The organism is Streptomyces sp. NBC_01707 (genome assembly GCF_041438805.1).
Taxonomy (GTDB): Bacteria; Actinomycetota; Actinomycetes; order Streptomycetales; family Streptomycetaceae; genus Streptomyces.
Window position 1 is genome coordinate 6,233,691 of record NZ_CP109190.1, and the last position, 25,986, is coordinate 6,259,676.

At 68.9% G+C, this 25,986-nt stretch carries 27 protein-coding genes and 1 tRNA gene; 17 read left to right on the top strand and 11 right to left on the bottom strand.

All coding sequences use genetic code 11. The features are described from left to right. Positions 1–112 precede the first annotated feature (112 nt). Positions 113–1,777, bottom strand: coding sequence for a tetratricopeptide repeat protein (locus OG963_RS28000; protein WP_093930522.1), 1,665 nt, complete (start codon positions 1,775–1,777; stop codon positions 113–115). A 97-nt stretch (positions 1,778–1,874) separates the two neighbouring features. Between OG963_RS28000 and OG963_RS28005 the strand changes: the two genes are divergently transcribed. Beyond that, entirely contained in the window at positions 1,875–3,242 is a 1,368-nt protein-coding gene (locus tag OG963_RS28005; RefSeq protein WP_319325152.1) for an FAD-linked oxidase C-terminal domain-containing protein, read from the top strand. Between the two features lie 41 nt (positions 3,243–3,283). Here OG963_RS28005 and OG963_RS28010 read toward each other — a convergent pair whose 3' ends face one another. Continuing rightward, the gene (locus tag OG963_RS28010; protein ID WP_371799576.1) at positions 3,284–3,760 is read right to left on the bottom strand and encodes an SsgA family sporulation/cell division regulator; all 477 of its coding nucleotides are present in this window, start codon (positions 3,758–3,760) and stop codon (positions 3,284–3,286) included. Positions 3,761–3,972: 212 nt separating this feature from the next. Here OG963_RS28010 and OG963_RS28015 point away from each other — a divergent pair, with 212 nt between their 5' ends. Together OG963_RS28015 and OG963_RS28020 are read left to right on the top strand one after the other, a co-directional pair. Further along, positions 3,973–5,574 carry an RDD family protein gene (locus tag OG963_RS28015; protein ID WP_371799577.1) on the top strand — a complete coding sequence of 534 codons (1,602 nt, stop codon included), beginning with the start codon at positions 3,973–3,975 and terminating at the stop codon, positions 5,572–5,574. 109 nt (positions 5,575–5,683) lie between these two features. Beyond that, entirely contained in the window at positions 5,684–6,454 is a 771-nt protein-coding gene (locus OG963_RS28020) for an RDD family protein (protein ID WP_371799578.1), read from the top strand. Positions 6,455–6,466: 12 nt separating this feature from the next. Here the strand turns inward: OG963_RS28020 and OG963_RS28025 are convergent, their stop codons facing one another. Continuing rightward, on the bottom strand, positions 6,467–6,814 hold the full coding sequence (locus tag OG963_RS28025; RefSeq protein WP_030923068.1) for a hypothetical protein: 348 nt from the start codon (positions 6,812–6,814) through the stop codon (positions 6,467–6,469). A gap of 370 nt (positions 6,815–7,184) precedes the next feature. On the opposite strand from OG963_RS28025, the gene OG963_RS28030 reads away from it, so the two are divergent. Both OG963_RS28030 and OG963_RS28035 read left to right on the top strand, forming a co-directional pair. Then, positions 7,185–9,584, top strand: a complete 2,400-nt coding sequence (locus tag OG963_RS28030) for an immune inhibitor A domain-containing protein (RefSeq protein ID WP_176902300.1) — start codon at positions 7,185–7,187, stop codon at positions 9,582–9,584. A gap of 124 nt (positions 9,585–9,708) precedes the next feature. Next, positions 9,709–10,041 (top strand): hypothetical protein, encoded by a 333-nt coding sequence (locus tag OG963_RS28035; protein ID WP_371799579.1) that lies wholly within the window; start codon positions 9,709–9,711, stop codon positions 10,039–10,041. A 144-nt stretch (positions 10,042–10,185) separates the two neighbouring features. Here the strand turns inward: OG963_RS28035 and OG963_RS28040 are convergent, their stop codons facing one another. Then, a complete protein-coding gene (locus OG963_RS28040) occupies positions 10,186–10,770 on the bottom strand; it encodes an isochorismatase family protein (RefSeq protein WP_030923074.1) in 585 nt (194 codons plus the stop codon). Between the two features lie 145 nt (positions 10,771–10,915). Then, complete coding sequence (locus OG963_RS28045; RefSeq protein ID WP_093776810.1) at positions 10,916–12,244, bottom strand: nicotinate phosphoribosyltransferase; 1,329 nt, start codon at positions 12,242–12,244, stop codon at positions 10,916–10,918. A gap of 79 nt (positions 12,245–12,323) precedes the next feature. Here OG963_RS28045 and clpS point away from each other — a divergent pair, with 79 nt between their 5' ends. The 7 genes from clpS to OG963_RS28080 all read left to right on the top strand — a co-directional run bounded on the left by clpS (position 12,324) and on the right by OG963_RS28080 (position 17,212). Next, complete coding sequence (gene clpS, locus OG963_RS28050; RefSeq protein ID WP_030923079.1) at positions 12,324–12,638, top strand: ATP-dependent Clp protease adapter ClpS; 315 nt, start codon at positions 12,324–12,326, stop codon at positions 12,636–12,638. A 63-nt stretch (positions 12,639–12,701) separates the two neighbouring features. Further along, the gene (locus tag OG963_RS28055) at positions 12,702–13,283 is read left to right on the top strand and encodes a DUF2017 domain-containing protein (protein WP_030923081.1); all 582 of its coding nucleotides are present in this window, start codon (positions 12,702–12,704) and stop codon (positions 13,281–13,283) included. Between the two features lie 378 nt (positions 13,284–13,661). Then, positions 13,662–15,101 carry an amino acid permease gene (locus tag OG963_RS28060; protein ID WP_030923083.1) on the top strand — a complete coding sequence of 480 codons (1,440 nt, stop codon included), beginning with the start codon at positions 13,662–13,664 and terminating at the stop codon, positions 15,099–15,101. Between the two features lie 89 nt (positions 15,102–15,190). Then, positions 15,191–15,622 carry a Mov34/MPN/PAD-1 family protein gene (locus OG963_RS28065; protein WP_030923086.1) on the top strand — a complete coding sequence of 144 codons (432 nt, stop codon included), beginning with the start codon at positions 15,191–15,193 and terminating at the stop codon, positions 15,620–15,622. Positions 15,623–15,756: 134 nt separating this feature from the next. Then, the gene (locus tag OG963_RS28070; protein WP_256223732.1) at positions 15,757–15,882 is read left to right on the top strand and encodes a putative leader peptide; all 126 of its coding nucleotides are present in this window, start codon (positions 15,757–15,759) and stop codon (positions 15,880–15,882) included. A gap of 101 nt (positions 15,883–15,983) precedes the next feature. Beyond that, positions 15,984–16,262 carry a MoaD/ThiS family protein gene (locus OG963_RS28075; protein ID WP_093776816.1) on the top strand — a complete coding sequence of 93 codons (279 nt, stop codon included), beginning with the start codon at positions 15,984–15,986 and terminating at the stop codon, positions 16,260–16,262. After that, positions 16,262–17,212, top strand: a complete 951-nt coding sequence (locus OG963_RS28080; protein ID WP_030923093.1) for a PLP-dependent cysteine synthase family protein — start codon at positions 16,262–16,264, stop codon at positions 17,210–17,212. Before OG963_RS28075 ends, OG963_RS28080 begins: the two co-directional genes overlap by 1 nt. 271 nt (positions 17,213–17,483) lie before the next feature. Here OG963_RS28080 and OG963_RS28085 read toward each other — a convergent pair whose 3' ends face one another. Then, positions 17,484–17,963: a type II toxin-antitoxin system PemK/MazF family toxin gene (locus OG963_RS28085; protein WP_319325149.1), complete on the bottom strand. Its 480-nt coding sequence runs from the start codon at positions 17,961–17,963 to the stop codon at positions 17,484–17,486. A gap of 182 nt (positions 17,964–18,145) precedes the next feature. Here OG963_RS28085 and OG963_RS28090 point away from each other — a divergent pair, with 182 nt between their 5' ends. Continuing rightward, a complete protein-coding gene (locus OG963_RS28090; RefSeq protein WP_093776820.1) occupies positions 18,146–18,898 on the top strand; it encodes an MBL fold metallo-hydrolase in 753 nt (250 codons plus the stop codon). Between the two features lie 80 nt (positions 18,899–18,978). Here the strand turns inward: OG963_RS28090 and OG963_RS28095 are convergent, their stop codons facing one another. Further along, entirely contained in the window at positions 18,979–20,244 is a 1,266-nt protein-coding gene (locus tag OG963_RS28095; protein WP_093776822.1) for a PTS transporter subunit EIIC, read from the bottom strand. A gap of 258 nt (positions 20,245–20,502) precedes the next feature. Then, positions 20,503–21,813: a PTS transporter subunit EIIC gene (locus OG963_RS28100; protein ID WP_030923106.1), complete on the bottom strand. Its 1,311-nt coding sequence runs from the start codon at positions 21,811–21,813 to the stop codon at positions 20,503–20,505. Positions 21,814–22,005: 192 nt separating this feature from the next. Between OG963_RS28100 and OG963_RS28105 the strand changes: the two genes are divergently transcribed. The 4 genes from OG963_RS28105 to rdgB all read left to right on the top strand — a co-directional run bounded on the left by OG963_RS28105 (position 22,006) and on the right by rdgB (position 24,234). Continuing rightward, on the top strand, positions 22,006–22,269 hold the full coding sequence (locus OG963_RS28105; RefSeq protein WP_078878901.1) for a glucose PTS transporter subunit EIIB: 264 nt from the start codon (positions 22,006–22,008) through the stop codon (positions 22,267–22,269). An 89-nt stretch (positions 22,270–22,358) separates the two neighbouring features. After that, positions 22,359–23,096, top strand: coding sequence for a ribonuclease PH (gene rph, locus OG963_RS28110; protein WP_030923110.1), 738 nt, complete (start codon positions 22,359–22,361; stop codon positions 23,094–23,096). Between the two features lie 102 nt (positions 23,097–23,198). Next, positions 23,199–23,597 (top strand): hypothetical protein, encoded by a 399-nt coding sequence (locus OG963_RS28115; protein ID WP_093776824.1) that lies wholly within the window; start codon positions 23,199–23,201, stop codon positions 23,595–23,597. 34 nt (positions 23,598–23,631) lie between these two features. Beyond that, complete coding sequence (gene rdgB, locus OG963_RS28120) at positions 23,632–24,234, top strand: RdgB/HAM1 family non-canonical purine NTP pyrophosphatase (RefSeq protein WP_093930474.1); 603 nt, start codon at positions 23,632–23,634, stop codon at positions 24,232–24,234. 52 nt (positions 24,235–24,286) lie between these two features. Here rdgB and OG963_RS28125 read toward each other — a convergent pair. The 3 genes from OG963_RS28125 to OG963_RS28135 form a co-directional block, all read right to left on the bottom strand. Beyond that, positions 24,287–24,363 (bottom strand) — tRNA-Leu (locus OG963_RS28125). Positions 24,364–24,377: 14 nt separating this feature from the next. Then, positions 24,378–25,163, bottom strand: coding sequence for an HNH endonuclease (locus tag OG963_RS28130; RefSeq protein WP_176902305.1), 786 nt, complete (start codon positions 25,161–25,163; stop codon positions 24,378–24,380). A 56-nt stretch (positions 25,164–25,219) separates the two neighbouring features. Beyond that, positions 25,220–25,840 (bottom strand): HNH endonuclease, encoded by a 621-nt coding sequence (locus OG963_RS28135; RefSeq protein WP_093776828.1) that lies wholly within the window; start codon positions 25,838–25,840, stop codon positions 25,220–25,222. Positions 25,841–25,986 lie beyond the last annotated feature (146 nt).

The following is a 25,986-nucleotide window of genomic DNA, read 5'->3' on the forward strand; positions in this document are numbered from 1 at the left end:
TCGGTGAAGAGAGATCGCCGGACGGTCCGAAGCCGGGCCGTCCGGCGATCGATGTGCGCCGCCGCCGGCCCGGCGAGTCCGTCCCGCGTACGGCGTCGGGCCGCGCGCCCTGTCAGTGGCCGCCCGGCGCAGGCGATGTTGCCCCGGCCGGAGCATGCGTGCCGTGGTCCGGGCCGGCGGCCATGTGATCCGGCCCCGGAGTGGGCTGTACGTCCCGCGGGCCGGTCGCGGACGGCGGGCTCAGGGCGTCCAGGGCCTTCCGGGCCTCGGGGGCGGCCAGCGGTGAGAACTGGGCGTTGGTCCGCAGCGCCTCCTCCAGGTGGCGGCGGGCCGGGGCGTACTCCCTCAGACTCTCTTCGATCACGCCCAGGTGATACGCGTACAGCGCCGTCCCGCCGCCCGTGTCCACCGCCTTCTGCGCGTACTGCAGCGCACTCGCCGAGTCGCCCGAGCGGTGCAGCGCCCAGCCCAGCGTGTCGGCGACCGCCGCGCTGTGATGGCGGCGCTGCCACTTCGTCTTCAGGAGTCTCACCGCCGTGGCCGCGTTCCCGTGATCGGCCTCGAAGCGGCCCAGCAGCAGCGCGTCGTCGACTCCGTAGCCGTCGGCTCGGGCCAGGCTCTTGCGGAGCCGGTCGTACTGGTTACGGGAGTCGTCGTCCCGGCCCAGCGACTCGTACAACTCGCCCAGTTCCAGCATGTATTCGGGGCGGGGGAGCCGGGACAACGCCGCCCGGTAGTCGCGCTGCGCCTCGTCCGTGCGGCCCAGGGCCGCCAGCGCCCGTGCCCGGCCGGCGAGTGACGGATGGTGGGCCGGGTCGGTCCGCAGGGCCGCGCTGTACTGGGCCACCGCCTTCTCGGACTCGCCCCGCTCCCAGGCCAGTTCGCCCAGCCGGTGCAGGCAGTCCGCCTTCTCGGCGGGTGCGGTGGCCCGGTCCGCCGCGTTCTGCGCGGTGGCGAGCGCGTCCGCGCGACGGCCCTGGTTCCGGTACATCTGCGCCGTCCGCGAGAGCGCCGGGACGCCTGAGCGCAGTGCCGTGAACTTCTCCGCCGCCGTTCCCGCCGCCGTGTACTCACCGAGCCCGTCGTACGCGTCGATCAGTACCGGGTACGCCGTCCAGTCCTTCGGCTGCCGAGCCCGTACCGTCTCGCCCCACTTCTTCGCCGTGACGAAGTCGTGCCGAGCGTTGGCCAGTGCCGCCAGCCCCACCAGGGCCGCCGTGTTCCCGCGGTCGCCCGGTTGTGCGTCCAGGGAGCGCCTCAGCGCCTGCTCGGCCCGCCCGTAGTACGCCGCGTCCGCGGAACGCCGCCCCCATTCCACGTAAGCCGTCCCGAGCACCGCCCACGACCGCGCGTCGGACGGATGCGTGCCCACCCAGCTCTGCCGGTCCCCGATCATCGCCTTCAGATCCGGGAGGGAGGCGGGAGAGCCCGAGTTCGCCGCCGCCAGGGCGCGCGAGACGCCTCCTGGCACGGACGGTGGCGCGGCCTTCTTGCCGTCGTCCGGTACGGCCACGACCGCACCCGTCACCAGCACGGCAGCCGCGACCATGCCGAACGCCGCCCTGCGCAGCGTCGTGTGCAACGAGACGGGCGGCAGATCCGTCGACGGGTCCGGGTCGAGGCCGAAGGGCGGTTCGTAATCGGGTGTCGGCAGCGTCTCCGGCGGCACGTCGCAGGGCTGGGCGGGCTGCGAGGTGGGGGGCGGGCGATCCAGATGGTCCGGATCGGAGTGGTCCGAGTGCGGGGGTTCCGGAGGCTGCTGCGGCGTGACGTCCATGCCGATCACTCTGCGTCAGTACGAAGAGCACACCGCACCTTGCGAACGCTGCCGCAGACGGGTTCACACCACTGGCCCCGGGTGTCACGCTTGGATCATGGACGATCTTCTCGAACGACTGAGCGCAGGCCTTCCTGCCGAGGCCTTGATCACCGACCCGGACATCACCGCCTCGTACGCCCACGACATGGCGAGCTTCTGCGACGCGGGGGCACCGGCCGTGGTGGTGCTGCCGCGCACCGTCGAACAGGTCCAGCACGTCATGCGGACCGCGACCGCCCTGCGTGTCCCGGTCGTCCCGCAGGGGGCCCGTACCGGTCTGTCGGGCGCGGCCAACGCCTCCGACGGCTGCATCGTGCTGTCGCTGGTGAAGATGGACCGGATCCTGGAGATCGACCCCGTCGACCGGATCGCCGTCGTGGAGCCCGGTGTCATCAATGCCGTGCTGTCCCGCGCGGTGAACGAACACGGGCTGTACTACCCGCCGGACCCGTCCAGTTGGGAGATGTGCACCATCGGCGGCAACATCGGCACCGCGTCCGGCGGGCTGTGCTGTGTGAAGTACGGGGTCACCGCCGAGTACGTGATCGGCCTGGAGATCGTCCTCGCCGACGGGCGGCTTCTGACGACCGGGCGCCGCACGGCCAAGGGTGTCGCCGGATACGACCTCACTCGGCTCTTCGTCGGCTCGGAGGGCAGCCTGGGCATCGTCGTCGGCGCCGTACTCGCGCTGAAGCCGCAGCCGCCGCAGCAGCTCGTCCTCGCCGCCGAGTTCCCGTCCGCGGCGGCCGCCTGCGACGCCGTCTGCCGGATCATGGAGCGCGGTCACACTCCCTCACTCCTCGAACTGATGGACCGGACGACGGTGCGCGCCGTCAACAAGATGGGCCACATGGGCCTCCCCGACTCCACCGAGGCGCTCCTGCTCGCCGCCTTCGACACCCCGGACCCCACGGCCGACCTGACCGCCGTCGCCGAACTGTGCGACGCCGCGGGCGCCACCGAGGTGGTCCCCGCGGCCGACGCCGCCGAGTCCGAACTTCTCCTCCAGGCCCGCCGGATGTCGCTGACCGCCCTGGAGACGGTCAAGTCCGCCACGATGATCGACGACGTGTGCGTACCGCGCTCCAAGCTCGGCGCCATGATCGAGGGGACGGCGGCCATCGCGGAGAAGTACGACCTCACCATCGGCGTCTGCGCCCACGCCGGCGACGGCAACACCCACCCCGTCGTCTGCTTCGACCACACCGACGCCGACGAGTCCCGGCGGGCCCGCGAGTCCTTCGACGAGATCATGGCGCTCGGCCTGGAACTCGGCGGCACCATCACCGGCGAGCACGGCGTCGGCCTCCTGAAGAAGGAATGGCTGGCCCGCGAACTCGGCGAGGTGAGCGTCGAGATGCACCGAGGCATCAAGGCTGCGTTCGACCCGCTGGGGCTGCTCAACCCCGGCAAGGTCTTCTGATCCCCTCGACAAGCCTTGCGGCCTCCCCGAGAGGCTGCGCATCAGAACTCGCCGTCCGCGGACCCGTCCGACGGCCACGGGTCGCTCAGCCAGAGGTCGTCGGCCGGCAGCGGTGCGAGCAGTTCGGCGATCCCGGCGTCGATACCGAGCCGCTTGGTCTCGGTGCCGGGCGGCACCAGGCGCAGCGTCCGCTCCACCCAGGCGGCCACGGCCCCGGACGGTGCCTCGAGCAGCGCGTCGCCGTCGGGCGAGGTCAGCGCCACGCAGATGACGCTGCGCCGCTCGATCTTGGTCGGCCAGATCCGTACGTCGCCGTTCCCGCACGGCCGGAACACGCCCTCGACCAGCAGTTCGCGGGCGAACGTCCAGTGCACGGGGAAGTCCGAGCCGATGTGAAAGGTGATGTGCACGGCATACGGGTCCTCCGTGCGGTAGGTCAGCCGGGCAGGCACGGGGATGCTGCGCTCCGGCGACAGGACCAGCTTGAGCTCGAGCTCGCGTTCCACAACGGTGTGCATGAGGTGCGTCCTTTCGGTGCCTGTGAACCGGTCCCCTGACCGGCCCGCACATGGAGAGAGCGCCCTCCCCGCCACCTATTACGCGACTTCCGGGAAAAACTTCACGGCGACCGGAAAGTGGCCCAAACACCGGGACTGGCACGGGGGTACGCGGCTGTCTGGTAGATGTGGTCCGTCGACTTGAAGCTTCGAAGAGATACGGGACCACGGTGATGAGCGCCCCAACCCCGGCACCCGGTGACGACAGGCCCCGCGAGGGGTATTACCCCGACCCGTCCATTCCCGGATATGTCCGGTACTGGAACGGCGCTTCGTGGGTGCCCGGTACCAGCCGTCCTGCGCCTCTGCAGGGCGAGTCGGCGCCCGGGACGCCTGCTGGAGCGGACCCCGAACCACAGCGGCCGTCGGTACCGGGCCCGGCACCCTTGCAGCCGTCCGGCCCGGCCCACATGCCGGTGGACGAAACCGGTCCGGTGTTCCTGGACGAGGAGCCGCTCGGCCCCGACCGCCCCGAACCCGCATCCGCCTGGCAGGCCGACGCCTCCCGGCAGACCGGCTTCGGCGGCGAGCGCGACCGGCGGGTGTCCTGGGGTGGCACCGGGCAGCCCGGCGAGACCGGCGGGCCGGGGGAGCAGGGCGCGGCCGCGCCTCAGGATCCGCGTACGCCGGCGGGGCGCGGCCCTGCCGACCGGACGCCCGGCGACCGTGCCCCGGGCGGCAACTCCCCTGCGGACCGGGTTCCCACGGATCCGCGGGGGCCCGGCTCGCAGGACCCCACCGGCGGCGCGCTGCCGGGCATGCGGGACGGCAACAGCCCCGTCCCCGAGAGCACCGTGGCGATCCGGGTCAACCGGCCGGGCCGCGGCGGTGGCGCCGGCGGAACGGGGAGCGGGACCGGCGCCGGGTCCGGCGAGGCGGGGCGTCCGCCTGCCGACGGCACGGTCGAGATCCGCGCCATGGGCCGGTCCCACAAGGCCGAACAGGAGCCGGGCGGCGGGACGATGTCGATCCGTGCGGTCGCTCCCGGCAGCACCCCGCAGGCCTCCGCGCCCGCCCCGGCACCCGGGCCCACACCCGCACCTGGCCCGGCTCCCGCACCCGCGGAGCTCAACAATCCGCTCACTCCGGGACCTGGCGGCGGTGCTGCCTCCTGGGCGCAGCAGGTCCATCAGCTCGCCGCCCCCCAGCAACAGCAGCAGCAACTTCCGCCCCAGCAGCAACAGCGGCAGCCGCAGTTCCGCGGTCCCCAGCCGGCTCAGCCGGACCAGCCCGTCGTGCCCTGGAAGCCCCCGGTCAACGACCACTTCCAGCAGCTCGCCCAGGCCCAGGCGGCGGCCCGCCCCGCCGGGCTCGGCAAGCGGTTCGCCGCCCGGCTCGTCGACACGGTCGTGCTGGGCGCGCTCGCCGGCGTGATCGCGTTCCCCCTTGTGACACAGGCGATGGATCACATCGAGGAGAAGATCGACGCGGCGAAGCTGTCGGGCGAGACGGTCACCGTCTGGCTCGTGGACTCCACCACGTCCGTCCTGTTCGGCGGGGCGCTCGCGGCTTTCCTCGTGCTCGGTGTGCTGCTGGAGGCGTTGCCGACCGCGAAGTGGGGCCGCACACTCGGCAAGAAGCTCTGCGGGCTCGAGGTGCGGGACATCGAGTCCCACAGTGCGCCCGGCTTCGGGGCGGCGCTGCGCCGATGGCTGGTCTACGGTGTGCTCGGCATCCTGGTGATCGGTGTGGTCAACGTGGTGTGGTGTCTGTTCGACCGCCCGTGGCGGCAGTGCTGGCACGACAAGGCCGCCCATACCTTCGTGGCGGGCTGACCGCCGCGTACTGACGGCTCGTCGGGTGACGGGCCGTCGCGCGGTGCCGGGTTCCCCCGAACGCACCTGAGCCGTTGCGGGGACCCCCGGTCCGGGATGCACTGCCCCCATGAGCAACGATCAGCCGACGCCCGGCCAGCCACCCGAGGACGACCCGTTCCTCAAGAAGCCGCAGGAGCCCCCGACACCGCCGTCGGGGTCCGGGGCCGGGTCGCAGCCGGGTCCCGGGGCCGGGGCGGGATCCGGGTCGGGCTCAGGGCCGGGTTCCGGCGCGGGTGGTCCGGGGGCGGGCTCGCCCTACGACCGTTCTCAGCCGCCGCCTCCGCCTCCGCCGCCTCCCCCGTACGATCCGCATGCCTACGGCGGCGGCCCGTACGGCGGCACCGACCCGCTGGCGGGGATGCCTCCGCTCGCCGAGCCGGGGAAGCGGATTCTGGCCCGGCTGATCGACTTCCTGATCATCTCGATCCCGCTGTATCTGATCTCGCTGCCGTTCGGCGGCGCGGTCGACATGTCGGACAACAACGGCAACGGCGAAAGCGCCGGGGACGTGTTCACCCAGACGTACAACGGGCATCAGCTGGTCTGGTCGCTGATCGCACTCGTGATCTACGTCGCGTACGACACGTACTTCACGCACAAGGACGGCCGCACGATCGGGAAGCGGCTGCTCAAGCTGCGGGTCGCGATGCTCAACGACGGCCGGGTGCCGGACACCAGTGCCTCGTTCCTGCGGGCCGTGGTGCTGTGGCTGCCGGCTCTGCTGTGCTGCCCGTGCCTGTGGTGGCTGATCAACATCGTGCTGATGTTCACGGACAAGCCGTACCGGCAGGGACTGCACGACAAGGCGGCCAAGACGGTGGTGGTTTCGACCGCGTAGGCAGGTGCCCGATCAACGGCGCAGGGAGTGCTCGCCCACGCGCTCGGAGGTGTGGACGGCCGGGATTCTGGCCCGGGCGATGTCGTCGGTGACGGCATCGCCTGTGGACGCGGCTGAAGTGGCGGTGGGGACGGCAGGGTTCGTACGAACCCCGGTTGCCGTCCTCGCCGCCTTCCGCGTTTTCGTGCGTAGCGGCAGGGGTACGGTGACGGCCACCAACAGGCCGAGCGCCATCGCCGCCGTTCCGATGACGGCGATGCCGACGCCCGAACTCGTTCGGGACAGCAGCAGCATGGCGAGCGTCGAGAAGACGACGGTGACCGATCCGTAGGAGAGCTGTGCAGCAGTGGGACGCGGCATGGCGGTATCCGTCCTCGGGACATCGGATGGGCAGTCTCTCAACGCGGTCGCACTGTCAAGCGACTCTACGACGGTGGATGCCCGGGAGGAACCGGTAGTAAGCGTGACCTAACCCACGGTGCCGGTGCACAGGGGGCGCACTGAGTCACCCCGGGTTCCGAGGGGGCGCTTCGGCGCGCCGGTTACCTGCTCGATGAACGTCCGGATAACGGAAATGCCCTACTGCATAGTGCACTTGGCCTGTGCAAGTCAAGGTCTGTCTTTTCTCTCGTAACTCCGGTCGAATGTCGTCACTTGTGACGCGTATCCGCGCGCAGCCCCGCCACACCCCAAGGCTGCAGCCGCGGACGCCGGGGAGGGACAGCATCAAGTGACCACTAAGAGACGGGCGCTTCGCGCCACGGCGGTTGTCGTGGCCATGGCCGCCACCGCCGCTACGGCGTCGGCCTTCGCCACAGCCCAGGCGGACGACAAGTCCCCAGGGGCGAGCAGCTCCATCGTCGACCGCCGTGATCCGGGGTCGGCCAAGGGCGGCGCGCACGACCTGGAAGGCCCTTACAGCGAGCAGCAGGACGCGCAGCGTCAGGCCGCTCTGGAGCAGGTCATCGCGGGCGACAAGAAGGTGTCGACGCGGAACGGCTCCAAGGTCGTCAAGCTCGACGACAAGAAGTATGTCGAGCTCGGCCGCGAGAAGACGGACAAGATCTTCACGGTCCTGGTCGAGTTCGGCGACAAGGTCGACGACACGACCATGATCGACCCGGACGGGGACGGGCCCAAGCCGCCCGTCAAGAAGTACGGCGGCACGCCCGGCCCGCTGCACAACACGATAGCCAAGCCGGACCCGGCGAAGGACAACAGCACCGCCTGGCAGGCCGATTACAACCAGGCCCACTTCCAGGACCTCTACTTCGGTGAGGGCGCCGGCAAGAACTCGCTGAAGACGTACTACGAGAAGACGTCCTCCGGGCGCTACTCGGTCGACGGCGAGGTCTCCGACTGGGTCAAGGTCCCGTACAACGAGGCCCGTTACGGCTCCAACTACTGCGGCTCGTCCAACTGCGCCAACTCCTGGGACATGATCAGGGACGGCGTGAACGCCTGGGCGGCCGACCAGAAGGCCAAGGGCCGCACGCCGGAGCAGATCAAGACGGACCTGGCGAAGTACGACCAGTGGGACCGTTACGACTTCGACAACGACGGCAACTTCAACGAGCCCGACGGCTACATCGATCACTTCCAGATCGTGCACGCCGGTGAGGACGAGTCCGCGGGCGGCGGCGTCGAGGGCGCGAACGCCATCTGGGCGCACCGCTGGTACGCGTACGGCACCAACGCCGGTGCGACCGGCCCGGCCGACAACAAGGCCGGCGGCACCCAGATCGGTGACACCGGCATCTGGGTCGGCGACTACACCGCGCAGCCCGAGAACGGCGGCCTGGGTGTCTTCGCCCACGAGTACGGCCACGACCTCGGTCTGCCGGACCTGTACGACACCACCAACACCGCCGAGAACTCGGTCGGTTTCTGGTCCCTGATGTCGGCCGGTTCCTGGCTCGGCACCGGCAAGAACGCCATCGGTGACCTGCCCGGCGACATGACCGCCTGGGACAAGCTGCAGCTGGGCTGGCTGAACTACGCCTCGGCCAAGGCGGCGAAGAACTCGGTCCACAAGCTGGGCGTCTCGGAGTACAACACCAAGGACAAGCAGGCGCTCGTCGTCACGCTGCCCGACAAGGCCGTCACCACCTCTGTCACGAAGCCCGCCGAGGGCTCCAAGCAGTGGTGGAGCGACATGGGTGACAACCTCAACAACACCCTGTCCCGTTCGGTCGACCTCACCGGCAAGTCCAAGGCCTCTCTGGACCTTTCGGGCTGGTGGGACATCGAGAAGGACTACGACTACCTCTACACCGAGGTGTCGGAGAACGGTGGCACCAGCTGGACCGCGATCGACGGCACGGCCGACGGCAAGGCGATCCCGCGTGACGCCAGCGACAAGCCGGCCCTGACCGACGTCTCCGGCAAGTACCAGAAGCTCTCGTACTCGCTGGACGCCTACGCCGGCAAGAAGATCGACATCCGCTTCCGCTACACCACCGACGGTGGCGCGGGCGGTGTGGGCTTCGCGGCCGACACCATCGCGGTCAACGCCGACGGTGCCGCGCTCTTCTCGGACAACGCCGAGGGCGACGACAACGGCTGGACCGCCAAGGGCTTCTCCCGCGTCGGCGAGTCGTTCACCAAGGAGTACCCGCAGTACTACCTCGCGGAGAACCGCCAGTACGTCTCGTACGACCAGACCCTCAAGGTCGGCCCGTACAACTTCGGCTTCACCACGACCCGTCCGGACTGGGTCGAGCACTACCCGTACCAGAACGGTCTGCTGATCTGGCTCTGGGACACCTCCCAGAAGGACAACAACGTCTCCGCCCACCCGGGCAAGGGTCTGATCCTGCCGATCGACGCGCACGCGAAGCCGCTGAAGTGGGCCGACGGCACCGTCATCCGCAACAAGATCCAGCCCTTCGACGCGCCGTTCAGCTGGTGGCCGACCGACGGCTTCACGCTGCACAAGGCCGACGTGGCGGTCAAGATCAAGCCCCAGCTGGGTGTCCCGGTCTTCGACGACCACAAGGGCACCTACTGGTACGAGGAGAACGCGACCGGAAGCGTGAAGGTCGCTGACACCAACACGCGGATCACGATCGTCAACGAGCCGCTCAGCGGCTCGACGATCACCGTCATGGTTGGTGCCTCGCACAAGTAATTCCACATCACCGCAGGTCAGAGCATGATCGGCCGTCGCCCTCTAGCGGGCGGCGGCCGATCGTGTTTAGGTGCCTCTTGTTCGGATTCTTATTGACACGACGTCTCATGGGGGAGCGCGGAGTATGGCCGGCGGAGGATTCAGCAAGTTGCCGAACGGCAGTGTCGTGGTGGCGATCACCCTGACCGGTCCGGCCGACGGAGCGGGTCCGGGCAGCCCGGTCCGTGTCCTGGTCCATGCGGCCAACCGGGCCCGCGCACTGACCCGCCTGCGCAACCTGGGCCTGCGTGCGGTCTACCTCCGTGGCAACGCGGAACCCCCCACCCCCGACGAGGTCACCGCGGTGCTGCACCACCCGGACGGCCTCCTGTGGCGAGCCAGACCCGAAAACGCGCAGGAGCTCTGGCACCCCATACGAACGCTGCTCGCGCCGCCGGTGCCTGCCCAGCAGAATTAGGGCCGGGCCGGGCCAGGATCCGGCGCCGCGCACTCGAGCGCCACGTCGGCGGGGCCGGCGCGCCGAGGGGCTCCGGATGCCTTTGAGGCCGTGGGGGAGATCGAGGACGGAGCGGCCGCCGGACGACTCCGGTGAGCCCCCGCCCTACACCACCGGCTTGCCGGAGAGCTCCACGCCGGCTGCCCGGAGCTCCTCCAGCGCCCGCCCTGTGGTCGCCGCGGCGACCCCGGCCGTCAGGTCCAGCAGTACATGGGTCGTGAACCCCTCCCGTACCGCGTCCAGCGCCGTGGCCCGCACACAGTGGTCCGTGGCGATGCCGACCACGTCGACCTCCGTCACGCCCCGGTCACGCAGCCACTGCGCCAGCCCCAGCCCGTTCTCGTCGAGGCCCTCGAAACCGCTGTACGCCCCCGAGTACGCCCCCTTGTCGAACACCGCGTCGACCGCCCCGGAGGCGACCGCCGGGGCGAAATTCGGGTGGAAGCCCACCCCCTCCGTACCGGCGACACAGTGCGCCGGCCAGGTGTGCTCGAAGTCCGGATGATCGGAGAAGTGGTCACCCGCGTCGACATGGTGGTCCCGGGTCGCCACCACATGGCGGTAACCGGCCTGGGCCTCGCCGATCAGGTCGGTGATGGCGGCGGCGACGTCGGCGCCCCCGGCCACCGCGAGGCTGCCGCCCTCGCAGAAGTCGTTCTGAACGTCGACGACGATCAACGCGCGATGCATGGCGGGTGTCCTTCGATGGGGGGAGCGGACGAGCGGGGAGCGGAAGGAGGCGGAACAGTCACGGAGGGGCCGGAATCGAGCCTAGAGACTGCGGCCGCCTTGCGGGAGAGGGCGTCCGCTGCTATCGCGTCCCGCCGACGCACGTTCAGGCGTACTCCGTGGGAATCACCGGCTCTCCCTTGGACAGCTGCATCGCCGACAGCGGCAGCCCCTGCCGCGCCGCTATGTGCCGCTCCCGGGCCGTGTCCAGCGACTCGCGGGCGACCACCTCACCACCCCTGACCAGCTCGGCCAGCAGCTGCCGGTCGGCCAGGCCGTCCGGCACCGGACCCGTGCCGATCACCTCGGCCTCGGCCACCCCGTCCTCGTCCAGCCGACGCGCGGCCCATTTGCGACCGCCCACCGAGGCCTTCGCCCCCAGCGACTTCTTCGCAACCGGCTGGAGCGGTTCCGCCGGGTCGGCGGAGACCGCCCGCGCGACCAGCTTGTAGACCATCGAGCACGTCGGCTGACCGCTGCCGGTCACCAGCTGGGTGCCCACGCCGTACGCGTTCACCGGCGCCGCGGCCAGCGACGCGATCGCGTACTCGTCCAGGTCCGACGTCACCACGATCTTCGTACCGGTGGCGCCGAGCTCGTCGAGCTGCTGGCGCACCCGGTGCGCGACCAGCAACAGGTCGCCGGAGTCGATGCGCACCGCTCCCAGGTCGGTCCCGGCGACCTCGACCGCCGTACGGACCGCCTCGGCGACGTCATAGGTGTCGACCAGGAGGGTCGTGCCCCGGCCGAGCGAGTCGACCTGCGCCCGGAACGCGTCGCGCTCGCTGTCGTGCAGCAGGGTGAACGCGTGCGCGCTCGTCCCGACCGTCGGGATGTTGTAGCGGAACCCCGCCGCCAGATCGGACGTCGCGTCGAAGCCGCCGATGTACGCGGCACGCGCCGAGGCCACCGCCGACAGTTCATGGGTGCGTCGCGCACCCATCTCGATCAGCCCGCGCCCGCCGGCGGCCACCGACATGCGGGACGCCGCCGCGGCGATCGCCGAGTCGTGGTTGAGGATCGACAGGATCACCGTCTCCAGCAGCACGCACTCGGCGAAGGACCCCTCGACCCGCAGGATCGGCGAGCCGGGGAAGTACACCTCACCCTCCGGGTAGCCCCAGATGTCGCCGCTGAAGCGGAAGTCCGCCAGCCAGGCGAGCGTCGGCCCGTCGACGACGTTCCGCTCACGCAGGAAGGCGAGCATCTCGTCGTCGAAGCGGAAGTTCTCCACCGCGTCGAGCAGCCGTCCGGTGCCCGCGACGACGCCGTAGCGCCGCCCCTCGGGCAGCCGGCGGGTGAATGCCTCGAACACCGAGTGCCGGTCGGCCGTGCCTGCCTTCAATGCGGCCTGCAACATCGTGAGCTCGTACTGGTCGGTGAAGAGCGCTGTCGACGGCACACCGACCCGTCGCCCAAGGTCCGCAGAGTTCATGGCAGGGATGCTACCCCTATTTCGTCAGAGTGACGAGATCTAGGGTCTGTTTGTGCGCCGGCCCCTCCTGAGTGGCAGCATGGGGTGGGTGAGCGTCGCCCCCGTAGAGATCGAGCGTCCAGAATCGGCCGAGGAGAGCCTCGTCGTCCCGGAGCCCGATGTGCCCTGGGTGACGCTGGTCCACAACGACCCGGTCAACCTCATGAGCTACGTGACCTACGTCTTCCAGGCCTACTTCGGCTACTCCAAGGACAAGGCCCACAAGCTCATGCTCGACGTGCACCAGAAGGGCCGCGCGGTCGTCTCCAGCGGCAGCCGTGAAGAGATGGAACGCGACGTCCAGGCCATGCACGGCTACGGGCTCTGGGCCACCCTCACGCAGGACCGCAACTAGCACGCCCCCTCCCCCGATCCGCCCTGTCCTCTGCCCCGCCCGACCCACCATCGGAGAGAACCCATGGCCGGCCACTTCGAGGCCACCCCCGGCGGCGGCGCGGCCGTCGCGCTCGACGAGGTGGAGATCGCGATCCTGCGCTCCCTCGCCGTCCAGCTGCTGGAGCTGATCGGCCCCGGTGACGAACCGGCCGAGGGCGAGGACCCGCTCGCCGCCCTGTTCACCGAAGGACCCAGCGAACCGCCGACCGACCCGGCCCTGGCCCGTCTCTTCCCCGAGGCGTACGGCGACGACGACAGCGAACTGCGCGCCGCGTCCGCCGAGTTCCGCCGGTACACCGAGAACGACCTGCGTTCCCGCAAGCGTGACGACGCCCTCGCCGTCGTACGCACCCTGGACGCGATCCCGGCCGGGGAGGACGGCGGGATCCTCACGCTCACCGCCGACGAATGCCGCAACTGGCTCGGCGCGCTCAACGACCTCAGGCTGACCATCGGTACCCGCCTGGACGTCTCCGACCAGGACGAAGGCGGCGAGGGATCGCTCTACCGGCTGCCCGACAGCGACCCGCGCAAGCCCATGGTCATGGCCTATCTCTGGCTGGGCGCGCTTCAGGAAACCCTCGTCGAGACCCTGATGCCGTAAGGGCGTCCGGCCGCTCCCGGGGCCGGACCGAACGGCCATTTCCGCGTAACCGGATCCGAAGATCACCCGTGCCGAAACCGCCGGGTGTTCGCTCAACGAACGCTCAAATCCGAATAACGATCCCGTCACCTGAACGGCCTTTTTTATAGCGGCTTGGAAACGCTTGTCCGCTTTTTCCTGTGGTGTGCGCCACATAATGTCCGGCGGATCGCCGGTAGGCCCGTGATAAATCTTCACGACCACCCGGGGACGCCACCCCTGTTCCCGGGGGCGCTACAGCCGGCGGATCGCCGGTCGCACTCCATCCATATCCGGGGGGATCAGGACCTGATCCGCAGCCTCAACGGCGCGGATCGGCGTGGAGAAAGGCGCATCACCATGACATCGGCGAAGGTCGACAAGGGACAAGCCGGCCGGGAGGCCGGAGCAGCCGCGCACGACGCCACCTCGAGCGAGGGGTATCAGCGCGGTCTCGGAGCCCGCCAGATCCAGATGATCGCGATCGGCGGGGCCATCGGCACCGGCCTCTTCCTCGGCGCGGGCAAGGCCATCGCCAAGGCGGGACCGAGCCTGATCCTGGCCTATGCCGTCGCGGGCCTGGTGATCTTCTTCATCATGCGGGCGCTCGGCGAACTCCTCATGTACCGCCCGGTCTCGGGCTCCTTCTCGGAGTACGCCCGTGAATTCGTCGGGCCCTTCGCGGGGTTCGTCACCGGCTGGACCTACTGGTTGTTCTGGGTCGTCACCGGAATCACCGAAGTCACCGCGGCCGCCCAGTACATGACCTACTGGTTCGACATCGCGCAATGGGTCTCCGCACTGATCTTCACGATCATCCTGTACGCCGTGAACCTGATCTCCGTGAAACTCTTCGGAGAGCTGGAGTTCTGGTTCTCGATGGTCAAGGTGACCGCCATCATCGGCATGATCCTCATCTGCGCCGGAATTCTCACCCTCGGCTTCTCCGACGCCGGGGACACCGCGAGCGTGACCCACCTCTGGTCCGACGGCGGCTTCTTCCCGCACGGCCTCAGCGGCACCCTCATGACCCTGCAGATCGTGATGTTCGCCTTCCTCGCCGTCGAGCTCGTCGGAGTCACCGCGGGCGAGTCCAAGGACCCGAAGACCGTCCTGCCGAAGGCCATCAACACCGTGCCGTGGCGCATCGCCGTCTTCTACGTCGGCGCGCTGATCATGATCCTGTCCGTCGTCCCGTGGACCGAGTTCCAGCCCGGCATCTCGCCGTTCGTGGCCGCCTTCCAGAAGATGGGCCTCGGCGTCGGCGCCGCGATCGTCAACTTCGTCGTCCTGACCGCGGCCCTCTCCTCCTGCAACTCCGGCATGTACTCCACCGGACGCATGCTGCGCGACCTCGCGCTCAACGGACAGGGCCCGAAGTTCTTCACCAAGCTGACCAAGAGCGGCACCCCGCTGATCGGCACCACCTTCTCCGCCGCGCTCATGCTCGTCGGCGTCTGGATCAACTACCAGTGGCCCGGCGACGCCTTCAACTACGTCGTCTCCTTCGCCACCATCTCCGGCATGTGGGCCTGGATCATGATCCTCGTCTGCCAGATCCGCTACCGCTTCCGGGCCGACCGGGGAGAGCTCCCGCAGTCCACCTTCCGGGCCCCCGGCGCCCCGTACACCAGCGTCTTCGCCCTCGCCTTCATCGGCATGGTCATCGTCATGATGGCCGTCGACAAGGACGCCAGGATCTCGCTGTACTGCGCCCCGCTCTGGGCGCTGATCCTCGGCGTCTCGTACCTGGTGCTCAAGGCCCGCAACCCCGAGAACAAGGCCTTCGCGAAGCGCTGACCCAGCGCCTCCGGCACCTTCTGTCCAGCATGCGGGCCCTCGCGTACCACTCCTCGGAGCCGCGGGGGCCCTCTGCTTATCCTGGCGCCATGCTGACCCTCACCCAGGCGCTGTACGACCAGATCGTCGCGCACTCCCGCGCGGACCACCCCGACGAGGCGTGCGGCGTGGTCGCGGGCCCGGCCGGAACCGGCCGTGCCGAACGCTTCATCCCGATGCTCAACGCCGCCCGCTCGCCCACGTTCTACGAGTTCGACTCCGCGGACCTGCTGAAGCTGTACCGCGAGATGGACGACCGCGACGAGGAGCCGGTGATCGTCTACCACTCGCACACCGCGACCGAGGCCTACCCCTCGCGCACCGACATCACCTACGCCAATGAGCCCGGCGCCCACTATGTGCTCGTCTCCACCGCCGACACGGACGACGCGGGCCCCTTCCAGTTCCGCTCGTACCGCATCGTCGACGGCGTGATCACGGAGGAGGACGTCAAGGTCGTCGAGGCGTACGAGCCCGCCTGACCGGCCGCGGGCCGGGGGCCGGGCCCGCGCCCGGCCCCTCCTCCCGCCGACGACAGTCCACCAGGCGAACGCTCACCATCCAGCAGGTGAGATCACATACCGGGATCCGGACCGGGAATCGATACGATGAGCTCATGGTTCCCCATGACGTGAGCGAGAAGACGCCGGGCACGCTGCTCGTCGCGCGCCTGCACGTCGACCTGTGCAGGCTCTCCAGCGCGATCTGTACGAGCCGCCTCCCCGTCGCAGGCAAGGCCTGAGCCGGGTCCCGGCCCGAAGCGCCGACCATCGCACTTTCCCTGCGCGGGGGCAGAGCCGCGCGCCCCACGCCACCACTCCGCTTTCGACAGGAGCCCACGCCATGGCCATCGAGGTCCGCATCCCCACCATCCTCCGCACCTACACCGACGGCGCGAAGACCGTCGAAGGCAACGGAGAGACCCTCGCCGACCTCTTCACGGATCTCGACAGCCGCCACAACGGCATCCGTGAGCGCATCGTCGACGGCGGCGAACTCCGTCGCTTCGTGAACGTCTACCTCAACGACGAGGACGTCCGCTTCCTCGACGGCATCTCCACCAAGCTCGGCGACGGCGACAGCGTCACCATCCTCCCGGCCGTCGCGGGCGGCATGAACTGATGCGGTACGACAGCCCGCTCGCCGCGGTGGGCAACACCCCGCTCGTCCGCCTGCCCCGGCTGTCACCGTCGGACGACGTCCGCATCTGGGCCAAGCTGGAGGACCGCAACCCCACCGGCTCGATCAAGGACCGCCCCGCGCTCCACATGGTCGAACAGGCGGAGAAGGACGGCCGGTTGACCCCCGGCTGCACCATCCTGGAACCCACCAGCGGCAACACCGGCATCTCCCTCGCCATGGCGGCCAAGCTCAAGGGCTACCGCATCGTCTGCGTCATGCCGGAGAACACCTCCCAGGAGCGGCGCGACCTGCTCGCCATGTGGGGCGCCGAGATCATCTCCTCCCCGGCGGCCGGCGGCTCCAACACGGCCGTGCGCGTCGCCAAGGAGCTCGCCGCCGAGCACCCCGACTGGGTGATGCTTTACCAGTACGGCAACCCGGACAACGCGGGCGCCCACTACGCCACCACCGGCCCGGAGATCCTCGCCGACCTGCCCTCCATCACCCACTTCGTGGCGGGCCTCGGCACCACCGGCACCCTGATGGGCGTCGGCCGCTTCCTGCGCGAACACAAGCCGGACATCAAGATCGTCGCCGCCGAGCCGCGCTACGACGACCTGGTCTACGGGCTCCGCAACCTCGATGAGGGCTTCGTCCCCGAGCTCTACGACGCCTCGGTCCTCACCACCCGCTTCTCCGTCGGCTCCGCCGACGCCGTCACCCGCACCCGCGAACTCCTCCAGCAGGAAGGCATCTTCGCGGGCGTCTCCACCGGTGCGGCACTCCACGCGGCGATCGGCGTCGGCAACAAGGCGGTCAAGGCCGGGGAGCCGGCCGACATCGTCTTCGTCGTCGCGGACGGCGGCTGGAAGTACCTGTCGACGGGCGTCTACACCGCCCCGACCACGGAAGCGGCCATCGAAACGCTGCACGGCCAGCTCTGGGCCTAGGGTCTTTCGTCTGGATCGGACCGGATCAGGGTGCGTGTCAGACCCTGCGAGCCCGGCATGATCCAGACGAGAGGCCTGGCTCGGCGCTCAGACGGTTCCCGGATGCCGGGCGGGCTGGAGACATCCAGCCCGCCCGGCATTTTCGGCCCCTGAGGTGGTCGAGGACCGAGGTCCGCGGCGGAGTCCCCGCACCGCGGAGCCGCACATCCTCACAGCCGGGAGGGGACAGGTGGCGGACAGCTCGCCGTCCCGCCCCCACCGGCCCCTGCACTCACCCGAACCGTCGCACCTGATCCCACACCCCCGGATCCACCACCCCCACCCGCCGCCGGAACCCCCGCACCGCCACATCCCGCAGCTCATCCGTCTCCAGGAAGCTCGCCCGCCCCTGCGGATCGCCCACAGCGCCCGGCGGGAGCGCGATCACCCCCGGCCGGTCCTCGTGACGCTTGCTGGTGATCTTCGCGACGCGCGCGGCACCGTCCCGCACCGACAGCACCAGACACGGCCGGTCCTTCGACCCCGGCCCGTCCTCGTACGGAACCTCGGCCCACCAGATCTCCCCCGGCCGCGGCGTGTGCTCCGGCCCGCCCCTGGGCCCCTCGGTCCTCCCCGGCGGGCGCGTCCGCCCCCTCGGACGCCCACCCGGACGCCGGGCACCGCGCCTGAGCCGGCCCCGCCCGTCGGCGATCGCGGCAATGAGCGCCAGCAGTACGACCGCGCCGAGCGCCGGCCACCAGGACATGTTCATGCACCGACGGTACCGGCGCCCCGCAGGCCCGTGCCTCGCAACCGCTTCCATCGAACCGGTGACAGAGCAGGTGAGTTCGCCCACAACGGCAGGCCTTGAAGGAGCGACCAGGTGTTTGGCGCCTTACGCTCAACAAATCGCACGAACCCTCCCCGTTCCCACGTCTCGGAGGTTCACGCTCCATGAAGCTCACCGTCGTCGGCTGCTCCGGCTCGTTCCCGTCCGCGGGTTCGGCATGCTCGAGCTACCTCGTAGAGGCCGACGGCTTCCGGCTGCTCCTCGACATGGGTAACGGCGCCCTGGGCGAGCTGCAGCGCCACATCGGTCTCTACGACCTGGACGCCATCTTCCTCAGCCATCTCCATGCCGATCACTGCATCGACATGTGCGCGTACTTCGTGGTGCGCTACTACCGGCACGACGGCGGACGATCGGAGCCCATCCCGGTCTACGGACCCGACGGCACCGAGCAGCGGCTGACGGCCGCGCACGGCGACACCCCGTCCGACCGGGCGATGAGTGAGGTCTTCGACTTCCACACGCTGAAGTCCGGCTCGTTCGACATCGGCCCCTTCTCGGTCCGTACGGAGAAGGTCTGCCACCCCGTCGACACCTTCGGCATCCGCATCGAGCACGACGGCCGTTCGCTGACGTACTCCAGCGACACCGGAACCTGCGAGGTGCTGGACGAACTCGCCGAGGGCACCGATCTGTTCCTCTGTGAAGCGTCGTTCACCCACGGCAAGGAGGACATTCCGGACCTCCACCTCAACGGCCGTGAAGCGGGCGAAATCGCCGCGCACGGGAAGGTGGGCCGGCTCGTCCTGACCCACATCCCGCCGTGGACGGACGCGGACCGCAATCTGGCGGACGCCCGCGCGATCTACGACGGCCCGGTGGAACTGGCGGTCCCGGGTGCGGTCTACGAGATCTAGGACCCCGCGTAGGTACGGCAGAGCCCCCACCCTCCGGACGGAGGGTGGGGGCTCTGCCGTACCTACGAGAGGGGCCAGGCCTACTTCGCCTCGGCCTTGAGCAGCTCGGCGAGCTCCTCGTCCGACTCCCGGCCCGGGGTCGGCAGGTTGAACTTGGTGATCGCGAAGCGGAAGACCACGTAGTAGACCACCGCGAAGCAGAGGCCGACCAGGACCAGCATCCACGGCTTCGTCGCGATACCGAGGTTCAATCCGAAGTCGATCAGGCCGGCAGAGAAGCCGAAGCCGTCCTTCATCCCGAGCGCCCAGGTCAGAGCCATGGACACACCCGTGAGCACCGCGTGGATCGCGTACAGCACCGGGGCGATGAACATGAACGTGAACTCGATCGGCTCGGTCACACCGGTGACGAACGAGGTGGCCGCGAGAGAGAACATCATGCCGCCGACGACCTTGCGGCGCTCCGGGCGGGCGCAGTGGACGATGGCCAGGCAGGCGGCCGGAAGGGCGAACATCATGATCGGGAAGAAGCCGGTCATGAACTGTCCGGCCTGCGGGTCGCCGGCCAGGAACCGTGCGATGTCGCCGTGGGCGCCCTTGTACTCGCCCGCCTGGAACCACGGGAACGAGTTCAGCAGGTGGTGCATGCCGACCGGGATCAGCGCACGGTTGGCGACACCGAAGATGCCCGCGCCGACGGCGCCGGAACCGACCAGCCACTCACCGAAGTTGTGCAGACCGGTACCGAGGACCGGCCAGATCAGGCCGAAGACGATGCCGATGATCAGGCCCGCGAAGGCCGAGAGGATCGGGACGAGGCGACGGCCGCTGAAGAAGCCCGCCCAGTCGGGCAGCTTCTTCCGGTAGAACCTCTGGTAGAGCAGCGCCACGACTATGCCGATCACGACACCGCCGAGCACACCGGCGTTGACCGGCGCGTCGCTCATGACGATCTTGCCGTCCACGACGCTCGCGACCTGGGGCAGGTTGCTGTCGGTGAAGGTGGCCAGCACCTTCTGGAAGACCAGATAGCCGGTGACCGCGGCGAGGGCCGTCGAACCGTCCGACTTCTTGGCGAAGCCGATCGCGATACCCACGGCGAACAGCAGCGCCATGTTGTCGAGAATGGCCCCGCCGCCCGCGGCCATGTAGCCGGCGAGCTTCGTGATGAAGGTCGGGAACGACTCGCGGCCGAGCATGTCGGCGTTGCCGAGTCGGACCAGCAGAGCGGCTGCGGGCAGCACCGCGACGGGCAGCATGAGGCTGCGGCCGATGCGCTGCATGACAGCCATCGCACCCGCGCCCTTCTTCTTGGTGGCCGCGGGTGCGGCGCTCGCCGTGGTCATCAACTTCCTCCATTGGACAAGGCGCCGCCAGGCATACGGATTCTTGGGGGCGACGACTCCAGAAACGTGACGGGCGCCACGTGGTCTGGACCACTCAGTGGTGTAGACCAGTTTTAGCACGGTGTGGGTTGTATAAGGAACATGCAAATGTCGACTACTTCGCAGTAGCTCATCTACACCCTCAGTGACATGACGAAGGCCCCCGGACCGTGAGGTCCGGGGGCCTTCGCCTGTCGGGGGTGGAGCCCGGTCGGTGGCCTACTTGACGAGGTCTTTCTCGATCTCCGACTCCAGTTCGTCGGGCTCCCGGCCAGGGGTCTGGAGGTTGAACCTGGTGATCGCGAACCGGAACAGCACGTAGTACACCACTGCGAAGCAGAAGCCGATCGGAATGATCAGCCACGGCTTCGTTGCCAGACTCCAGTTGATGACGTAGTCGATCAGACCCGCCGAGAAGCTGAAGCCGTCCTTCACGCCCAGCCCCCAGCTCACCGCCATCGACACGCCGGTGAGCACCGCGTGGATCGCATACAGAAGCGGGGCGACGAAGAGGAACGAGTACTCGATCGGCTCGGTGATACCCGTCACGAACGACGTCAGGCCGACCGAGAGCATCATGCCGCCGACCGCCTTCCGGCGATGCGGCTTGGCGCAGTGGTAGATCGCCAGGGCCGCCGCCGGAAGCGCGAACATCATGATCGGGAAGAACCCCGTGGTGAACTGCCCGGCCGTCGGGTCGCCCTGCAGGAACCGGTTGATGTCACCGTGCACCACCGTCCCGTCCGGCTTGGTGAAGTCGCCGAACTGGAACCAGACGAAGGTGTTCAGGAACTGGTGCAGGCCGATGACCAGCAGCGCGCGGTTGGCGACACCGAAGATCCCGGAGCCCAGCCAGTTCAGATCGGTCAGCCACTTGGAGAAGCTGATCAGACCGTCACCGATCGGCGCCCACAGCCAGGCGCACAGGGCCGCGAAGAGCAGCCCCACGAACGCCATGATGATCGGCACGAGCCGGCGGCCGTTGAAGAAGCCCAGCCAGTCGACCAGCTTGACGCGGTGGTACCGCTGCCAGAACCACGCGGACAGCAGGCCCATCACGATGCCCCCGAACACCCCGGGGTTCTGGTACTCGGCGGCCGTCACCTTGGCGTCGCCGGTGACGCAGGTGCCGAACCACGTGCCGCCGGCGGTGAACGTGGAGCCCGGGGCGCAGTCCACCGGGAAGGCGTGCAGCACCGCGTAATAGACGAGGAAGCCGGTCACCGCGGCGAGCGCCGTCGAGCCGTCCGACTTCTTCGCCATCCCGATGGCGACGCCGACGCAGAACAGCAGCGGCAGCCCCAGGCCGGAGTCGAGCAGTGCGCCACCGGCCGCGGCGAAGACCTTGGCGACGTTGTTCCAGCCGAGCCCTTGGCTCCCGAACACGTCCTCCTGGCCGAGCCGGTTGAGGATACCCGCGGCCGGGAGCACCGCGATCGGGAGCTGGAGGCTGCGCCCCATCTTCTGGAGGCCCTGGAACAGGCCGTTCCACCACTGTTTCCGTGGCACGGCGGCGCTGTCTGAGCTCATCGTCGTCCTCCAGGAACAGCCCACGTTTGGCGGTCGACGCAAACTGGTGTAGACCAGTTGCATCACGGTGCGGAGCCCGCTCGAAAGGCAGGGCGCCGGTGATCGTCATCATTGGTGATGGGCCGACAGCTCGCCCGCGAAGTTGGGCCAACCGTGAGTTACCGTGACGAAACGGACCCATGGTGGGCCGGCATGCGGACGCGAACAATCAGGGAGAACGACATGGCCAGCAAGGCTGAGAAGATCGTCGCCGGGCTCGGCGGTATCGACAACATCGAAGAGGTCGAAGGCTGCATCACCCGCCTCCGCACCGAAGTCATCGACCCGAGCAAGGTCGACGAAGCCGCGCTCAAGGCCGCCGGCGCCCACGGCGTCGTCAAGATGGGCACCGCGATCCAGGTCGTCATCGGCACCGACGCCGACCCCATCGCCGCCGACATCGAAGACATGATGTGACCACCCGCTGAGCCCGTCCGGCTCCACACCCCACAGGCCCCGCTCCCGCCCGGACCGGGGCCTGCGGCACAGCCGATAGGCTCGACGCCATGTCTCGTATCGACGGCCGCACCTCCGAACAGCTCCGCCCCGTCACCATCGAACGCGGATGGAGCAAGCACGCCGAAGGCTCAGTCCTCATCTCCTTCGGCGACACCAAGGTCTTCTGCACCGCCTCCGTCACCGAAGGCGTCCCGCGCTGGCGCAAGGGCAGCGGCGAAGGCTGGGTCACCGCCGAATACTCCATGCTGCCCCGCTCCACCAACACCCGCGGCGACCGCGAATCCGTACGCGGCAAGATCGGCGGCCGCACCCACGAGATCAGCCGCCTCATCGGCCGCTCCCTGCGTGCCGTGATCGACTACAAGGCCCTCGGCGAGAACACCATCGTCCTCGACTGCGACGTCCTCCAGGCAGACGGTGGCACCCGCACCGCCGCCATCACCGGCGCATACGTCGCCCTCGCCGACGCCATCACCTGGGCCCAGGGCAAGAAGCTCATCAGGCACGGCCGCAAGCCGCTCACCGGCACCGTCTCCGCCGTCAGTGTCGGCATCGTCGACGGCACCCCGCTCCTCGACCTCTGCTACGAGGAGGACGTCCGCGCCGAGACCGACATGAACGTCGTCTGCACCGGCGACGGCCGCTTCGTCGAAGTCCAGGGCACCGCCGAGGCCGAGCCGTTCGACCGCAAGGAACTGAACGCGCTCCTCGACCTCGCCACCGCCGGCTGCGTCGACCTGACCGCGTATCAGCACGTGGCACTCGCCCGCACCCTCGGCGAGTAAAGAAGCAACCAAGTACGCACCAAGAGCGTCGTGACGAGTACGGGCGCACGGGTCGAACCGTGCGCCCGTCCGCGTATCCGCACCCGGGGAGGAACCCGCACCATGGCCAAGGCCACCCGCCACCGCCGCACCACCGTCGCGCTGACCCTGACCGCCCTCACCATCACTCTCACCGCAGCAACCGGCTGCGGCGCCGTCGACAAGGCACTCGACTGCGTCCGCACCGCCGACGCCATCGCCACCAGCGTCAACAACCTCCAACAGGCCGTCTCCAACGCCTCGAACGACCCCACCCAGGCGGCCGAAGCACTCGACGAGATCGACAAGGAACTCGGCAACCTCGGCGACACCACCGACAACGCCGACCTCTCCAAGGCCGTCGACGACCTCCAGACCGGCGTCAAGAACGTCCGCACCTCCATAGACAACGGCGACGCCACCCCCGACATCACCCCGGTCACCGACGCCGCCAAGGAGATCGGCAACGTCTGCACCTCGTAGCACCGGGCCCGGCCCGCCCCGCGATAATCGGCACATGACCCGCCTGATCCTCGCCACCCGCAACGCCGGGAAAGTCAACGAACTCCACGCGATCCTCGCCGACGCCGGCCTCACCTACGAACTCGTCGGCGCGGACGCGTACCCCGAGATCCCCGACGTCAAGGAAACCGGCGTCACCTTCGCCGAGAACGCCCTCCTCAAGGCTCACGCCCTCGCACAGGCCACCGGCCACCCCGCGATCGCCGACGACTCCGGCCTCTGCGTCGACGTACTCGGCGGCGCCCCCGGCATCTTCTCGGCCCGCTGGTCCGGCACCCACGGCAACGACCGCGCCAACCTGGACCTGCTCCTGGCCCAGCTCTCCGACATCGACGACACCCACCGCGCCGCCCACTTCGCCTGCGCGGCAGCCCTCGCCCTCCCGGACGGCACGGAACACGTGGTGGAGGGCCACCTCCTCGGCACCCTGCGCCACACCCCGTCCGGCACGAACGGTTTCGGCTACGACCCGATCCTCCAGCCGGAGGGCAAGACCGTGACCTGCGCGGAACTGACCCCGGCGGAGAAGAACGCGATCAGCCACCGGGGGAAGGCGTTCCGGGCGCTGGTACCGGTGGTGCGGGAGCTGGTGGGGTGACGAATTGATGCCGGGCTTCCTGCGCTTTGCAGGAAGCCCGGCATCAATTATTTGGTGCGCCCGGTCGGATTCGAACCGACATACACGACCACCTAAAGATCGCCGCTCAACCAGATGGCGTACGGGCGCATGTGAACCAGATCCTACTGCCTTCGGTGGAGAGATGGAGAGCGATTGGCGAAAGTCGCCGTCTGGCTATGACAGGACGGGCATAAGTACCGAAGGTTCGTACGGCGGTTGTCCAGCCAGTCGCCGTTGATGTGGTCGATCTCCAGGACGAGTCGTCTGCCCCGCCAGAGATCGCCGATGCCGCACGCAGCACACTCGTGCGGGACACCCAGATCATCAAGGGCGCGTCGCAGAAAAGAGGTTCTCGTCCGGGGTGCGGGTGGGGCCAGCCGTCTCAGTATGTCCATGGCGGACTTGCGGTACGGGGAAGAGGCTCCGAGGAAGTGGCCTTGGCCTGTGAAGTGGTCGGTTGAGACGCCGTGCGCTTCGATGCTCCGTTTCACGAGAGCGCGACCGGCACCGTTGTCGGCGAGGCCGAGGAGCTTGAGTGTGCCCGCGAGGCTCAGTGATTTCTCCACGGCTGACGCCAGCGTGGCCCGGTCCAGAACGCCGGCTCCGTAGCGGCGGCCACGAGTGAAATGCGAGGTGTCGATGTCGTATTGATCGAGCTTCTTGCGGATATGGCCGTACGGACTGTCCCGTGGTGGGAGGTCCATGTACTCCAGCATTTCTCGGATGCTGTGGGAGTGTGCCGCAGCCTCGGCGAGAAGCTCTTTCGAGTACGAGCGGCGTTCTCGCGTCGGCAGTGGTTCCTCGCGGAAATGGGACACATCTATGCCGTAGTGCCGCAGCCGTCGGTTCAGGTAGCTGCGCGATCCGCTGCCGAGCGTGGCGCCGAGTCTGCGCATCAGATCCACCATGCTGGATGACTCGGCGGCTGCCGCTGCCAATCGGTCGCGTGTGTAGGCGGGAGCGCTCACGTCGCCCTCCGCTTCCGGCCGCGATATGTGTCCGTCGCAGAGTGGCAGTTGGGACAGAGGAGCTGCAGGTTTTCCGGTCGGTTGTCCCACCAGTTGCCGTTCCTGTGATCGACCTCGAGCCGCAGTGGTCTGTCGTTCCATACGGTGCCTGTGCCGCACTCCGTGCAGCGTTCCGGTATCCCGATCCGAAGGAGTTCTCGACGGAGCCGTGAGCCGGCGATCCGCCCGTCCTGTGGAGAGCCCAACCTGAGCAGGTTGCCGCGTGCGCCTCGGGGGCGGCCTCGGCGCATTACGAAGTGGGATACATCGATGCCCAGAGATGCGATCCGCCTGCTGATGTGCGTATGGCTGCCGCCCACTGGGCTGATCCCCAGCCGCTGCAGGACCTCCATGACCGAGGAAGAGGCTGCGACCGCCTCCCTCAGGGCCTCCTCCGTATAGCGCACCCATGTCTTCTGGAAGTGTGACGTGTCGATTTTCGCCGCTGCCATCTTCTGCCGCAGGTAGCGCCTGCTGCCCGCCGTGGGAGTGCCCCCACACCAGCGGACCGCTTCGTCGAAGTTGGCCACCTCACGTGCTGCCTCCTCGAGCAGCTCACGGGTGTATCGAACCGTCATCGATCGCCTCCGTTCCCGACCGCACGTTCGCGGTCTCGTACGGAGCAACGAACCGTTTATCGGATGGTCACGTCCGGAATACGGTGAGATGTGGAACGGCCCGCCCCGCTTCGGCTGAAGCGGGGCGGGCCGTTCCCGGGGACGGG

Coding starts and splice junctions, on each gene's coding strand:
- OG963_RS28000 (WP_093930522.1), bottom strand. CDS start 1,777: ATGGACGTCACGCCGCAGCAGCCTCCGGAACCCCCGCACTCGGACCAC.
- OG963_RS28005 (WP_319325152.1), top strand. CDS start 1,875: ATGGACGATCTTCTCGAACGACTGAGCGCAGGCCTTCCTGCCGAGGCC.
- OG963_RS28010 (WP_371799576.1), bottom strand. CDS start 3,760: ATGCACACCGTTGTGGAACGCGAGCTCGAGCTCAAGCTGGTCCTGTCG.
- OG963_RS28015 (WP_371799577.1), top strand. CDS start 3,973: ATGAGCGCCCCAACCCCGGCACCCGGTGACGACAGGCCCCGCGAGGGG.
- OG963_RS28020 (WP_371799578.1), top strand. CDS start 5,684: ATGAGCAACGATCAGCCGACGCCCGGCCAGCCACCCGAGGACGACCCG.
- OG963_RS28025 (WP_030923068.1), bottom strand. CDS start 6,814: ATGCCGCGTCCCACTGCTGCACAGCTCTCCTACGGATCGGTCACCGTC.
- OG963_RS28035 (WP_371799579.1), top strand. CDS start 9,709: ATGGCCGGCGGAGGATTCAGCAAGTTGCCGAACGGCAGTGTCGTGGTG.
- OG963_RS28040 (WP_030923074.1), bottom strand. CDS start 10,770: ATGCATCGCGCGTTGATCGTCGTCGACGTTCAGAACGACTTCTGCGAG.
- OG963_RS28045 (WP_093776810.1), bottom strand. CDS start 12,244: ATGAACTCTGCGGACCTTGGGCGACGGGTCGGTGTGCCGTCGACAGCG.
- clpS (WP_030923079.1), top strand. CDS start 12,324: ATGGGGTGGGTGAGCGTCGCCCCCGTAGAGATCGAGCGTCCAGAATCG.
- OG963_RS28055 (WP_030923081.1), top strand. CDS start 12,702: ATGGCCGGCCACTTCGAGGCCACCCCCGGCGGCGGCGCGGCCGTCGCG.
- OG963_RS28060 (WP_030923083.1), top strand. CDS start 13,662: ATGACATCGGCGAAGGTCGACAAGGGACAAGCCGGCCGGGAGGCCGGA.
- OG963_RS28065 (WP_030923086.1), top strand. CDS start 15,191: ATGCTGACCCTCACCCAGGCGCTGTACGACCAGATCGTCGCGCACTCC.
- OG963_RS28070 (WP_256223732.1), top strand. CDS start 15,757: ATGGTTCCCCATGACGTGAGCGAGAAGACGCCGGGCACGCTGCTCGTC.
- OG963_RS28075 (WP_093776816.1), top strand. CDS start 15,984: ATGGCCATCGAGGTCCGCATCCCCACCATCCTCCGCACCTACACCGAC.
- OG963_RS28080 (WP_030923093.1), top strand. CDS start 16,262: ATGCGGTACGACAGCCCGCTCGCCGCGGTGGGCAACACCCCGCTCGTC.
- OG963_RS28085 (WP_319325149.1), bottom strand. CDS start 17,963: ATGAACATGTCCTGGTGGCCGGCGCTCGGCGCGGTCGTACTGCTGGCG.
- OG963_RS28090 (WP_093776820.1), top strand. CDS start 18,146: ATGAAGCTCACCGTCGTCGGCTGCTCCGGCTCGTTCCCGTCCGCGGGT.
- OG963_RS28095 (WP_093776822.1), bottom strand. CDS start 20,244: ATGACCACGGCGAGCGCCGCACCCGCGGCCACCAAGAAGAAGGGCGCG.
- OG963_RS28100 (WP_030923106.1), bottom strand. CDS start 21,813: ATGAGCTCAGACAGCGCCGCCGTGCCACGGAAACAGTGGTGGAACGGC.
- OG963_RS28105 (WP_078878901.1), top strand. CDS start 22,006: ATGCGGACGCGAACAATCAGGGAGAACGACATGGCCAGCAAGGCTGAG.
- rph (WP_030923110.1), top strand. CDS start 22,359: ATGTCTCGTATCGACGGCCGCACCTCCGAACAGCTCCGCCCCGTCACC.
- OG963_RS28115 (WP_093776824.1), top strand. CDS start 23,199: ATGGCCAAGGCCACCCGCCACCGCCGCACCACCGTCGCGCTGACCCTG.
- rdgB (WP_093930474.1), top strand. CDS start 23,632: ATGACCCGCCTGATCCTCGCCACCCGCAACGCCGGGAAAGTCAACGAA.
- OG963_RS28130 (WP_176902305.1), bottom strand. CDS start 25,163: ATGGTGGATCTGATGCGCAGACTCGGCGCCACGCTCGGCAGCGGATCG.
- OG963_RS28135 (WP_093776828.1), bottom strand. CDS start 25,840: ATGACGGTTCGATACACCCGTGAGCTGCTCGAGGAGGCAGCACGTGAG.